The following is a 12,622-nucleotide window of genomic DNA, read 5'->3' as shown; positions in this document are numbered from 1 at the left end:
GCTAGGGTAAAACCGCTGGCGGAGTTCATTTCTATTCGGAATCGCTCACTTTAGGAGGAACATATTCGTGGGTGGTGGTTTTTTCAGCACCTTCGGGTATAATCTGCAGGGCGCCGGCGCATTCCCCGCAGATTGCTGACAGTAATTCGTAATCATTATCCAGAGAAATTCCCAGACCTCAACATATCGTTTCCCGCGCGGCGGCTTCGGGCAAAAGGTTGGCAAAGAAGCGGTGGTCTGTTGTCCCTCGTTCATAGTTACCAGAAAGGGGAATACTCCGGGAGATCGGAAACGAATCAGCTGTGTCGGCCCAGTCCCGGGAATACTCAAAACTGATCCGGCTGTTTTCGTATTGATGAAGCGTCCCTGCCAGTCTGGTATTATAAAAAACCTGCAGACTCATGACACCTCTTTATCCGTGTAGCGGGTACGCAGTTCCATTTCGATGCCGAGACTGCGCAGTACCAGCAGGACCTTCTGGAATTCAACAGTGGCTTTACCGTTTTCCAGGTTGGATAAAAAGTGCAGACTGACACCGCTTAAATCGGCAAGATCCTGCTGCAGGATCTTCTGCCGCTTCCGTTCGCAGCGGATGAGTTCTCCGATCTGTTCTGCTGAATGAATGGCTAATTTCATGTTCGTGAATATTATAATGCATCTTATGTCATTTGTCCATATTTTTTCATGTTCATGAATATTGTACTGGTCTGCTTCAGTTTTTGTTGAAATATTCATGTGCGTGAAAGTTTCTTTGCCCTCCAGCCCACTTTATCGAAGGCAGTACCCCGGCCTCTAAATCCCTGTCGGGATGTGCTGTGGGCAGGACTCTTATCCTCCAGTTCCTGTGGAACTTTCGGACCCCGCACATTGCACTGCAATGTGCTCGGCCAAGGTTCTCGTCCAGAAAGAAAATAAAAAAACCGAACCGCTTTCGCGATCCGGTTTGGTTAGCAGTCCCTGCGCGTGCTCTCGGGATTTTCCTTCGGAAAACCCTGCCGCAAGCTTGGGCTTGCACATCCCGTCCGGGATGTGCTGTGGGCAGGACTATTCACCTGCGGCTCTCGTTGTCGAATCTCAAATTAAACTAAATAAACCCTCGCACGAACAGTTAGACAATTTCTCATGCACATTGAATGAACGTTCACCCTGCGGCTTTGCCGCAGGGTGAACAGACTTACAGAATCTCTGTTGCAGCGAGACGGACATGTTCCGCCGAGATAGTATGGCCCCCTTCCAGCGCACTGGCCATGAGCGCGGTCTTCGCCAAAGAGTTGGCTCTACGCAATAAGCCACCGGATCCCTGGTGGATGGCAAAGATCGCTTCCTGACTGAATATCTTGCTGGTGCTCCCTGAAAGGCGGATATGGTGATTCAGGTATTCTTCCATAACTTCCATCTTGATCGCTTCCAGGTGGGTGCGTCCCAGGATCCGGGATGCAAGAGGGCGTACCGCATTCGCCATAAGGTGTTCAAGCAGAAGATCCTGACCGCAGAGAATCATGGGCATGACCGGACGGGAATCAAATTCGAACTGAGCCAGGGTATGCAGCTGGGTAAACACGGCACGCTTGAGCAAGTGAGCCTCATCAATGATAAGCACCGGTGTGACTTTTCTGGATGCGATTTCCAGAATGATCTCCCGGATTCTTGCGATCATCACCGACACCTGATATGACATATAGCTCACGCCAAAGTTTAAGAGAATCTGCCGGTACAACTCCATCGGCGAGTAGTTGCCGCCGACGATGGAAATCAGCTCATATTCGCTCTGGTGGAACTTGCTGGCCACATAGCGCAGAGAGGTAGATTTCCCGGAGCCTACATCACCGGTGATTACTGCTATCGCCTTTTGGCCCACAGCAAAGAACACCCGCTGTTCCAGGGGAGTAAGTGCAGGCAGCGGATACAGATCCTTCACGGCCATATTCTGCGGGAAAGGATCCTTCTTCAATCCAAAGTGATGTCGTATGGAATCCATCATCGTCCTCCCGCCGTTCGTTCAAACAGCTGTCCGCCGGTTATAGTCGGGCCGCTTGGATCTGGGCGATCGCGTTTAATGCGACTGTTTACTTCCTGATTGAGGTCTTTCAGGAATCCCCGTGACTTCTCATCAACGAACACTTCAATTCGGTCGGTATTCTCGTACCGCAGGACGACTTTCATCCCCACAAGCCCGGCCGGAGCCTCATAGAGTCGTCCGGACAACTGCACGGTGCGGTCTTTGTTCACTTTTCGGATCTCCTGCTTCCGGAAATACTCAGGAAGGTCATCCGGTGCTTTCCTGAGCGCCTTCACATCTGCCAGGTATCGGTCTATCGGTTTCTGACCGGTCGTTCCGTGTATCCTCTGGTGGTACTGGTGTTCTATATACCGGGCAAACAATTCGTTGATCTTCTCAAGGTCCAGGTTCTCATTCAGCTCTGGCAGGAACTGCATCCTGACGGTACGGAAAAAACGCTCAATCTTTCCCTTCCCCTGGGGACGATACGGCCTGGCGTACTTTAAGCCAACTTCAAGAGCTGCACAGCCCAGCTGTAGCCGGTGGGCCCTGAAGGAGGCTCCATTGTCCACATACAGCTTTCTTGGCAGTCCTCGTTTGCGCATTGCTGTCCACAGGCAGTCCAGGTAATTCTCCAGGTTCTCAGCCGGGTAAAACTGACCATGAGTAATCAGTCGGCTGTGGTCGTCGATGATGGCAAACAGATAGGTCTTGCGCTTTTTCCCATTGATAACGATCTGCGGGCCATGCATGCAGTCCGACTGCCACAGATCGTTGGACATCTGCACCTCGAACTTCCGCATATCCTGCTCACTCTTCTGTCGCTTTGCTTTGCGGATCTTCAAAAGCCGGTAGATACTGGCCATGGAGACCTCGGTGCCCGGCGGAAACACTCGTGCTCCTTGAGCCTTTTCTACAAGCCGAGGCGTAGAAAGTTTTGGGTTCTCACTTCGAAGTCTCATAAGCGCATCAATCTGCTCATCGGAGATGCTCCTCATCCTACCCCGATCGCCGCGGCTTTCGGGGAACAATGCTTCGATCTTACGCCCGCCGTCTTCATAGCGCTTTACCCAGTTCAACAGAGTGGCCTTGCTGATGTAGGTCCGCTTTGAGTACGGGATCTCCCATTCTTTGCTGACCAGTTCCTTAAGAATGCGCTCCTTTTCTCCCCAGTATTCGTGAAGGTCCTTCTCCACAAGCGGAAAGATGACGCCAAAACGAAATACGGCGATTTTCTCCTGCTTTTCCCGGTCCATTTTTTCTCCTTTGAGTGAAGTAATTTCGTTCACTCAAAACTAAATGGGGGCGGTCTGACTGTCAGCGCAAAAGGCAGGTAGGGAGATACTGCTGTCGGCCAGCTTGCACGGTAGATTCGTCGCTTTGTCACCGGCAACTGATCCGGGAGAAGGTGCTCGGTCAGGAACTTCCGAAGGTCAGTCCAGTTTCCCGATTCCCGACAGAGATGACGGAATGTTCGCCACCAGTGCTGCTGAATCTGGCGGGAGACTGTCTTAAGAAAAGATTTCCCGGCAAGTTTCGATTCCAGACTTGATCGCTGGGTAGATTTCGGATACTGCATCCCGGGAAGAAAGCTTTCAGGTCGCACGGTATGAACGGACCCGCATTCCGGGCACCGCCATCGTTTTATCCACACTCCTGAAGCAAATCCAAAGAAATACCTCAGGACAAATCCATGGCCCCACAGGCGGGTACTCCCACAGACAAGACACCTTCCGGGATTTTTCCATCGAAATTTCTTCCCAAGCTCTTGAACTTTTTCTAATTCTATCCGACAAATAAGTAACGATTTTTTCCCCTCGGGGAGAGTTTTAAGAGCAATGGGAAGCGTCAACTTCTTAACCATTGCTCTTTTTTATGTCGGACACATGGAATCCCTCCCTAAATCATTTGCGAGATTGTGTAACTGTTCTTGAGATTTTCTACACAGGTTTGTTTAATTTAATGTGCGAGTCTACACTCGTTCTGCTTTCTACAATAAAAAAGCACCAAAGCCCTAAAGGACTTCGGTGCTTTTTATAGCAGGGGCAGGACTCGAACCTGCGACCTCCGGGTTATGAGCCCGATTTCAATATGTTACCGAGCGTGTCCGCTTGTGATTAATTGTATATATAACATAAAAATATGTCAACTTTTTGTGTTTTTCTGTTGATCTCTGTTTTGGAAATATCAGACAGTTCCTATCAGACAGCTCCTCACCCTATGTCAGAATCTACGTCCAGAACTCCTTTTGCAATGTTCCACACCGCTAAGTCCCAAATATCTGCTGGATTACTTCATTAAAGAATTGGCAAAGACGAGATCATAAGCGTTATATTGTAAGAAAGTGAATTAGTATGTTTATTGAGTAGGCAAGCTGAATCCCTCCAATAGATCCTAAATCTTGTTCCTGGTTTAACAATAAACATTGTTTCTTTACAATGTTGAATGATAGGCTCTTGTTTTAATTTATCAAAGGACACCTCAAAACGGTGAAAAATTCCCTGTACCTCAATTACGAAAATAGCTTTGTCGGAATCGACTAATGGCGCAGCTCAGATTGTTTTCATGGCATTACCTAACTGGCCTCTGCTAGGAGAGATATAGAATTGCTTATCGGATACGCTGATACTATAATCCAAAGACTTAGTTATAGTCGATACAGGAATACCAGTCCCATTATCACTGCCCTCGAAGTAAGATTCCTTGATAAGAATATTAATTCGTGGTTGGATCCTTTGCTTCTTGCACTCATCCAAGGCATTATCTATTAGTTCTTTGAGAATAGCTAACTTCCATGCAGATCGGTTATGACCGATCTGCATATTAAGTTTTTTCTCAGAGAAATATTCCGACACCCGGTTCATAGAGAACGTGGTTCGTTTAAGTTGATTATTCATGATTTGTTCTCCGGGAGATGGCTTTCTTCTACCGACTGTTTAAATCGTCTAATCTTACCCTCATGAACAATTATGGAGAGGGTAATTTCTCCAAACTTAAGTTTATCAAGTGTTTCCATGATCCACTTAAAATACGGTATAAGATCAGTTATCATTTTGAACCTCCTGAGTTCTTGTCTGTTGTTTGACCCACCTCTCAAGCTCCTTTGCTTCAAAGCGAACAGAGCGATTTAATAACTTGATGTACGGAATCTTTTTTTGCATGACCCACCGTCGAAGGGTACCTGGTGAGATGTTTAGAAGTGCTGCCGCCTGGTTGTATGTAAGAAGTGTTGTATTTAGAAATTTGTTTAACGCCATCTTGTCCTCCGTTACATACTTACTATTCGCTTACTGAGGAGTCGGTAACAGATATGTTAATTTTTGTGAGGATTTATTGTGATTATTGGTAAGCTTCAAATAAACTGCAAGCTATGGAAAAATTCAACGATTGATGTTCCAGAGGAGGAGCGTCTTCCAATCTTCCTCAGTCCGTGCAGATTAGGCCATTTCAAAGATTGCTCGCACATAAACATTGGGATTAGCGTTGTTTTGTTGTGCTGTCTCAAGTAGTGAATGCATAGCGCAGGAACTCTCAACCCCTTTGGATTTTTCCGAGAAGAGCCAGTTCTTCCTGCCGACGACAAAAGTCCTGATAGCCAGTTCTGCACTGTTATTGTCCGGGGATAGATACGGTGAATCGAGGTATTGAACAAGTTCAGGCCATTCATTCAGAGTATACTGAATCGAATTCCCCGAAGCAGAGACAGTGGCACCTGCAGACTGCGCTTCTCAAGCCACTCTTTGAACTGCCTATGACCGGTTCTGCCTTGCTCTTTCGCTCTACGACAAACTGCGAACTGCTCAGACAGCGAATCCTTACTGCGTAAAGCCTCTTTCTCGCACGTAGCGCTGTCTGATCCTGTTCATGGCTTCCTGCGCACTTGCTGATTTCTTGGTTGCCTTGGAAGCTTCGCGGAACTTCAGGAGGGCATGCGCCATACAACCAACATCAATAATACCATCGTTACTGGTGAGAAATGTCTCATAGGCTTCCTATCCATCGGTCTGAAGAAGATACTCGCTGAACCCGGTTAGTAGTACTTTAATATACCGGGAACTCCGTGGGACCGCTTATAAGAATGTCCTGTCCCTTATCGATACAGGAGCAGTCTGAGAGCCGTAGAATCTGGTTTTTATCAACAGTCCCATCCAGGGAGTAGTCGATTTCTCCAAGGCCGGTATGGTAACGGAATCGCGCGGCACGGAGTAAACGGTCCAGTCGTTGGTTGTGTTTCTTATACCATTCCGCGTTCACCGGATAGCTGACTACCTCGTCAGTGGTCAAGTTCATATTTTTTCCGGTCTCCATGAGCGTCCTATAGGTCGTAACCATGCCATGAAGGCGCATCTGGCTTAATTTATTGATTGTAACGTGGTTGTTCACTGATTGCTCCTGTTATTTGTAAACGGCTTTGACCCTGAGGTTTTTATGGGTGGCAAAGGGGAGAATCTGCTCATTCCCCGTAGAATCGTTCTTGCTGTCTATCAGGTCCTTCAGATACAGTTTTACTTCTTTGAAGCTGATCCGGTCGTAATTGAAGCCCTGCGGCAGTCCAGGTTCAAATCTTCGTTTCTATGCTTTTTAGCCAGGGAGAGAGCCCTGAGGCAGGATTCGTAGGCCTGATTTTTATGGGGCTTACAGTTTAACAGATGAGAAACCACTAGGCAGGTTTCTTTTCCTATCGAGCGGGCCCAGGTTTGAAACCGTTCAGCGGACAAGGAATGGACAAACTGGTGTTTCGGCGGCATATGTGCTGAATGAGTAGTGTACTGACCGCGCTTTAGAAGCGGCGGCCGTACTTAGTAAAGATTGATACCAATGTGGTGTACTGTTCACTTTCCTCCTGTTTTTTCCACAGGAGTTAAATCCGCTTCATAACGTTGAGATTCAGGCTCACATCATAAGAGATTCCGCACCGCCGGAACCGTACAAGAAAATCATTGATGGTCGTTCTTGGGATTCCTGAAAGCTGTTTGGTTTCCCTGAGACTTAGGTTATTCCCCTACGTGAGAGAAAGTAATTTTCGTAACAGTTTCAATTTTATCCTCGCTCTTGGCATGAAGTACTCCAGTAGTGTTGTTACCATCATTATAGGCAGTAGCTCGTTTTTGATCGAAGATTTCCTTATAAGGCAATTCCGGAAGATCGGAAAAAGTGTCCGCTTTGGACCTGCAAATACACTTATAGCAATTATCAATTGCTGGGTTTCTATTTATCATGTCAGAATAGTAAAATATTTATATATTGCGTAAAGCTTTAATTTAAAAATGGCAGCTTCTTTCTCTAAGTTTCATCACGTATAATAATGAATAATATATGAAATCTCTCTTTAGTCCCTTTTCTACCGTACTTATGTAATTTAGATAAAACCAGTTTAGTTATTTCATCATAGAGGCTGAATTATATGATATGTGCATATTTTTTAAAATTTCAGTTTGACAGATAGTAAAAGTTGAACTATCATAAAAATGAAAGTATCAAAGACATTGATAGAGTAATTATGTCATATACATTGCAAATACTTACTTTATATATATTTAACGATATTTTTTCGTTAAAAGAAAGGATTGTACACAATAAATGACCTATAAATACTGGTTAAAATGTTTCTTCTAAGTAAAATTATATATATAATTTTACTTTTTTGAAAATATTATTTTGCAAAGGGGAAGTATCATGAAAAAGATCGTAGTCCTTATGTTGTGTTCTTTGATGGCTACATTGGCATTTGGTGGAGGTGCGCAAGATGGAACTGGAGCCAAAGAAGAAGTATATACATTACGACTAACAACTGCCGTAACTGCTGATGACCCGGTTACTGTTCATATGCAAATTCTTGCGGATGAATTGGAAAAAAAGTCAAATGGGAGACTGAAAGTATCTGTTTTTCATTCCAGCCAATTGGGTTCCACCGAAGATACCCAGGAGCAGGCTAAGGTTGGTGCCGATATCGGATTTCTAAGTGATCCGGGTCGATTTTCTACAATCGTACCTGAAATGGGAATAATGGCAGGTCCTTTCTTGTTAGATGATATTTTCCAGGTTAATAAAATTATGGAAACTTCTGCTTACAAGAGATGGGTAAAAGAATTAGATGAAAAGCATGGTATTGTTGAGTTGTCAACTAACTGGTTTTCAGGACAGAGACATTTTGTCACAAACCAACCTGTACGAACGCCAGATGATTTAAATGGACTCCGAATTCGTACGATGGGAGCCCCAATCTATATAGAATCAATAAATGCGATGGGTGGTGTAGGAACAGCAATGCCATGGTCAGAAGCATATCAGGCAATTCAGCAGAAAGTTGTCGATGGTTTGGAAGCTCAGTTTTCAGCAATAGATGGCTCACGACTCTATGAAGTAGCCAAATATGTCAGTAAAACCGGGCATTTTCATCTGCTTAATGGTATCGCGGTCGGTAGTAAATGGTTCTATAAATTACCTGAAGACTTACAGATATTGTTAAGAGAGGAAGCTGCTAGAGTTGGAGATATGCAGGTACGAGATATGGTTGAAAAACGAAAGTATTACGAACAGGTTTTGCAGGAAAATGGTATGACAATAATAGAACCTGATGTAGATCTTTTCCGAGAAGCAACCAGAAAAGTCTATGACAAATTGGGATACAAAGAACTATATGACGAAATAAGAAAGGAAATAGAAAGCAACTAATTGCCTGATCAAAGAATTATGAAGCGATTATATAGAACAGCTATAAGGATTGAAGAAAAAATAGCCGGGTATTTTCTTGTTGCGATTGTAATCTTGGTATTTATTTCATCAATTACGCGTTTTTTTGACAGACCAATTATTTGGTCTGTCGAAATAGCTCAACTGCTTTTTGCGTGGTTAATTTTCCTGGGAGCAGATATTGTTTACAGGTATAAAGGCCACATTGGTATTGATTTAATTGTTGAAAAATTTCCAGAGGATAAACAGATTATTGTACGGATAATTAACAATATTATAATTTCCTTTTTCTTGTGCATATTAATTTTTTATGGCTTTCAGCTAAGTTACGAGAATATTGGACGAACTTTTCAATCATTTAGAATTAGTTACTCTGTATGCACCATAAGTGTGCCTATCGGAGCAACGTCAATGTTAGTTACTTCGGCTGTCGAAATTTATAAAAGCTTTTTAGAGTTGAAGTCTATGACTGTAAGACGTTAATAACTAATTTCATGAATAATATTGTTTTAGGAGATATAAATTGATTTATGTAGTGGGTACTTTTATAATACTTATGGTATTTGGAATGCCTGTTGCTTTTGTAATCGGTATATCAGGGACGGTATACTTTTTAATCGATCAACAGTTGCCAATCAGCATTATTGTCCAGAAGATCGCCGGAACCTCTCAGTCTTTTCCGTTGCTCGCTGTGCCTTTCTTTATACTTGCTGGTAATTTGATGAACTCCTCAGGTATTACACAACGTCTTATGCGATTCGCTACTTTAATAACTGGTCATCTCGCAGGTGGATTAGCACATGTAAGTTGTGTTCTTAGCTTTTTAATGGGAGGTATATCCGGTTCGGCTGTCGCAGATGCAGCAATGGAAGCTAGAATGCTTGGTCCTACGATGCTTGAAAGAAATTATTCCTCTGGTTATGCTGCTGCAGTAATAGCTATGCCTGGTTTGATTACAGCAACGATACCTCCGAGCCTTGGCCTTATAGTCTTTGGTTTTGTATGCAATGTTTCGATAGGAAAGTTATTTATAGGAGGCATAGTCCCTGGGTTTTTGATGACCATTCTTTTTATGTCAGTAGCTGGTATTATTGCCAAGAAAAGGGATTATGTTCCAGAACGAGAATCCATTGCTTCAATAAGGGAAATATTAGGAAGTTTTAGAGAATGTATCTGGGCATTAATATTTCCTTTAATTTTAATTATTGGTATACGTTTCGGATTATTCACACCATCCGAGGCAGGAGCATTTGCCGTAATTTACGCGTATATAGTTGGTAAATATATATACAAAGAACTAAACTATAAAAATATGATGGAAACAATTATTGCAACTGTAAAAGATAATGCGATGGTAATGTTAATTATAGCAATGTCAGCAATCATCGGTTATATTGTTTCTTACGATAATATAGGTAATGAACTATACAAAGTATTAAGTGAACTTTCTATCGGTCCAAATATGCTTATGCTATTGTCTATTCTATTTTTTGCAGTGACTGGAATGTTTCTTGATCCAAACGCCACAGTGTTGATATTTGGTCCTATCTTAACACCTATAATTGTAAAAGCCGGGATAGATCCTGTACATTATGGTTTAATAATGATGAGTACTTTGACCTTTGGAAACATGACACCACCAGTAGGTATGGCGATGTACGCAACATGTTCCATAATGAATGTGAAAATCGAGGACTATGCAAAGGAGTCTGTCCCGTTCTTTGTGTCTGTCTTCGCTTTGATTTTGGTTATGGCGTTTGTCCCGGATATCGTGATGTTTCTTCCGAATCTGGTTTTTTAAGAATTAAAAAGAAATATTTACGAGATTTTTTCTGTAAAATACAATTGAGGCTAAAATAGAAAAATAATTTTCTATTTAGATTATGCAAGACAAAAATGATTGTTACTTAAATGAGGCTTTAGGATGAATAATTTTGAGTTTTTAAATCCAACAAAAATAATTTTTGGTAAAGATGTCGAGGAACATGTTGGAAAAGAAGTCAAGAAGCATTCTTCGTCATGCCTTTTACATTATGGCGGAGGAAGTATAAAAAAGAATGGATTATATGATAGAATTGTACATTCTCTTAAATCTGAGAAAATAAGATTTATTGAGTTGGGTGGGGTTCAGCCTAATCCAAGACTTAGTCTTGTTCGAGAGGGCATAAAAATATGCCGAGAGAATGATCTGAATTTTGTACTCGCAGTTGGTGGAGGAAGTGTTATTGATTCTGCTAAAGCAATAGCCGTCGGAGTACCATACAGTGGAGATGTTTGGAATTTCTATTCTGGCGAAGCAACTCCAGAAAAAAAACTTGGAGTAGGATCAGTATTAACTATTCCTGCTGCTGGTAGTGAGGCCTCACATAGTTCAGTTATAACAAATGAAGAAGGCATGTTGAAACGTCCTCTAAATATGGAAATGAATCGACCGTCATTCACTTTCATGAATCCGGAATTAACATTCACTTTATCAAAATATCAAACTGCATGTGGAATTGCAGACATTCTGTCACATGTAATGGAGCGATATTTTACAAATATAAAAAATGTCGATTTTACAGACAGACTATGTGAAGCCACGATGAAGACTGTAATAAACAACGCCTATATAGTCAGTAAAAATCCAAAAGATTATAATGCTAGAGCTGAGATTATGTGGGCATCCACAATAGCGCATAATAATTTGCTAAGTACTGGACGTATTGGGGACTTTGGATCTCATTTTATTGAACATGAGTTGTCTAGTATAAATGATGTGGCACATGGTGCTGGACTTGCAATTATTTTTCCAGCATGGGCAAAATATGTTCAAGAGAAACTATCAGAGAAATTTCTTCAATTTGCTGTCAGGGTTTGGAATATTGATCAAAATTTTGAAAATCCAAAAGAAACAATTATGGAAGGTATAAACCGTCTTGAGAGTTTTTTCACATTTCTTGGATTACCAACAAAATTAAAACACATAGGTATAGGCGAAGATAACTTTAATGAGATAGCTGTAAAGACCTTGTATGGCCGTAATGGTTCTGTAGGGAATGTTGTTTCACTTGGAAAAGATGACATTATTAACATACTGAAACTTGCGGAATAAGTTATTAATCTAGATATGGAGGTATCTGTGAGATACAAATTATTAAAGAAGTGTCCTGTGCTCCATCTATTCATAATAATTAACAGAAAGATTTTTGTGGGTGAGATAGCATGTTAACGACAACCGTAGAGGAAAAAGAGCTTCGTATTGGAAAAAGAATAAGAAAACTACGGAAGCAGCTTAAATATACTCTTAAAGATGTTGCTAAAAATAGCGGATTCTCTGTGAGTCTTATATCAAAAATAGAGAACGACAAGATTTTCCCTTCAGCCGGTACTTTGTTCAAAATAGCAAAGGCATTAAATACAAATATTCAAAGTATTTTAGAGGAAGAAAGCCCGACTAACGTTGTTTTGACAAATAAGGATAAAGCAGAAAAAAGCTTTATACGAACGGAAAAAGGATTTGATATCTTCCCTTATGCTACTGAGCACAAAGAAAATAAAATTCAGGCCTTTCTTTATAATGCAAATAAGAAAAATGTTCGGACCCATAATGATTCACATGATGGACAAGAGTTTATTTACCTTATTGAAGGGATTTTGTGTGTTAGGATAAAGGATAAGAAATACATTTTAAATCCTGGTGATTCCATCTATTTCGATAGCAGTGATTCACACGAATGTTTTCCTATATCTGAAGATGCCAAGTATCTTGGTTTTTTTGCGTAAATGATATTTTTTAATCAATGATAATCTTACAACGGTATGATTATCATTAAAATAAAGGGATTATGATATGAAAACTAATTACACAATAAGCGAAAAGAAAAGCCTCCTCCGGGATACCTGGCTCATGAAGGAGACGGGTGTCGTCCCGTTCATGATAGAGCTCGG

The 12,622-nt window shown here is 42.0% G+C and carries 15 protein-coding genes and 1 pseudogene; 6 read left to right on the top strand and 10 right to left on the bottom strand.

The features are described from left to right. Positions 1-178 precede the first annotated feature (178 nt). The 10 genes and pseudogenes from B4O97_RS18695 to B4O97_RS18655 all read right to left on the bottom strand — a co-directional run bounded on the left by B4O97_RS18695 (position 179) and on the right by B4O97_RS18655 (position 6,346). A complete protein-coding gene (locus B4O97_RS18695; protein WP_083053042.1) occupies positions 179-403 on the bottom strand; it encodes a HipA N-terminal domain-containing protein in 225 nt (74 codons plus the stop codon). After that, complete coding sequence (locus B4O97_RS18690; RefSeq protein ID WP_083053045.1) at positions 400-636, bottom strand: type II toxin-antitoxin system Y4mF family antitoxin; 237 nt, start codon at positions 634-636, stop codon at positions 400-402. Before B4O97_RS18690 ends, B4O97_RS18695 begins: the two co-directional genes overlap by 4 nt. Positions 637-1,174: 538 nt before the next feature. Further along, complete coding sequence (locus B4O97_RS18685) at positions 1,175-1,978, bottom strand: ExeA family protein (RefSeq protein WP_158084401.1); 804 nt, start codon at positions 1,976-1,978, stop codon at positions 1,175-1,177. Beyond that, positions 1,978-3,255, bottom strand: a complete 1,278-nt coding sequence (locus B4O97_RS18680; RefSeq protein WP_083053040.1) for a DDE-type integrase/transposase/recombinase — start codon at positions 3,253-3,255, stop codon at positions 1,978-1,980. The genes B4O97_RS18685 and B4O97_RS18680 overlap by 1 nt, the downstream gene beginning before the upstream one ends. A 29-nt stretch (positions 3,256-3,284) precedes the next feature. Further along, positions 3,285-3,863: a DUF6431 domain-containing protein gene (locus B4O97_RS19870; RefSeq protein WP_408606688.1), complete on the bottom strand. Its 579-nt coding sequence runs from the start codon at positions 3,861-3,863 to the stop codon at positions 3,285-3,287. A 688-nt stretch (positions 3,864-4,551) separates the two neighbouring features. Continuing rightward, positions 4,552-4,896, bottom strand: coding sequence for a hypothetical protein (locus B4O97_RS18670; protein WP_083053039.1), 345 nt, complete (start codon positions 4,894-4,896; stop codon positions 4,552-4,554). Further along, the gene (locus B4O97_RS19865; RefSeq protein ID WP_408606689.1) at positions 4,893-5,015 is read right to left on the bottom strand and encodes a hypothetical protein; all 123 of its coding nucleotides are present in this window, start codon (positions 5,013-5,015) and stop codon (positions 4,893-4,895) included. The genes B4O97_RS18670 and B4O97_RS19865 overlap by 4 nt, the downstream gene beginning before the upstream one ends. A 25-nt stretch (positions 5,016-5,040) precedes the next feature. Beyond that, on the bottom strand, positions 5,041-5,256 hold the full coding sequence (locus tag B4O97_RS19860; RefSeq protein WP_083053038.1) for a helix-turn-helix domain-containing protein: 216 nt from the start codon (positions 5,254-5,256) through the stop codon (positions 5,041-5,043). A 180-nt stretch (positions 5,257-5,436) separates the two neighbouring features. Continuing rightward, a pseudogene (locus B4O97_RS19855) lies at positions 5,437-5,976 on the bottom strand (IS66 family transposase); the annotation flags it as partial. 64 nt (positions 5,977-6,040) lie between these two features. Then, on the bottom strand, positions 6,041-6,346 hold the full coding sequence (locus tag B4O97_RS18655; RefSeq protein ID WP_269844582.1) for an ATP-binding protein: 306 nt from the start codon (positions 6,344-6,346) through the stop codon (positions 6,041-6,043). 81 nt (positions 6,347-6,427) lie between these two features. Between B4O97_RS18655 and B4O97_RS18650 the strand changes: the two genes are divergently transcribed. The 6 genes from B4O97_RS18650 (at position 6,428) to B4O97_RS18620 (ending at position 12,457) form a co-directional block, all read left to right on the top strand. Then, positions 6,428-6,616: a hypothetical protein gene (locus B4O97_RS18650; RefSeq protein ID WP_083053036.1), complete on the top strand. Its 189-nt coding sequence runs from the start codon at positions 6,428-6,430 to the stop codon at positions 6,614-6,616. Positions 6,617-7,675: 1,059 nt separating this feature from the next. Beyond that, positions 7,676-8,674 carry a C4-dicarboxylate TRAP transporter substrate-binding protein gene (locus tag B4O97_RS18640; RefSeq protein ID WP_083053034.1) on the top strand — a complete coding sequence of 333 codons (999 nt, stop codon included), beginning with the start codon at positions 7,676-7,678 and terminating at the stop codon, positions 8,672-8,674. An 18-nt stretch (positions 8,675-8,692) separates the two neighbouring features. Then, positions 8,693-9,175 (top strand): TRAP transporter small permease, encoded by a 483-nt coding sequence (locus B4O97_RS18635; RefSeq protein WP_083053033.1) that lies wholly within the window; start codon positions 8,693-8,695, stop codon positions 9,173-9,175. Positions 9,176-9,215: 40 nt separating this feature from the next. After that, complete coding sequence (locus B4O97_RS18630; RefSeq protein ID WP_233143143.1) at positions 9,216-10,493, top strand: TRAP transporter large permease; 1,278 nt, start codon at positions 9,216-9,218, stop codon at positions 10,491-10,493. A gap of 123 nt (positions 10,494-10,616) precedes the next feature. Beyond that, positions 10,617-11,786, top strand: coding sequence for an iron-containing alcohol dehydrogenase (locus B4O97_RS18625; protein WP_083053032.1), 1,170 nt, complete (start codon positions 10,617-10,619; stop codon positions 11,784-11,786). A gap of 110 nt (positions 11,787-11,896) precedes the next feature. Further along, entirely contained in the window at positions 11,897-12,457 is a 561-nt protein-coding gene (locus tag B4O97_RS18620) for an XRE family transcriptional regulator (RefSeq protein ID WP_083053031.1), read from the top strand. Positions 12,458-12,622 lie beyond the last annotated feature (165 nt).

The sequence above is a fragment of the Marispirochaeta aestuarii genome, from assembly GCF_002087085.1.
Lineage (GTDB): Bacteria > Spirochaetota > Spirochaetia > JC444 > Marispirochaetaceae > Marispirochaeta > Marispirochaeta aestuarii.
The sequence above is the reverse complement of the archived record's forward strand: the minus strand, read 5'-3'. Positions and strand labels throughout refer to the sequence as shown.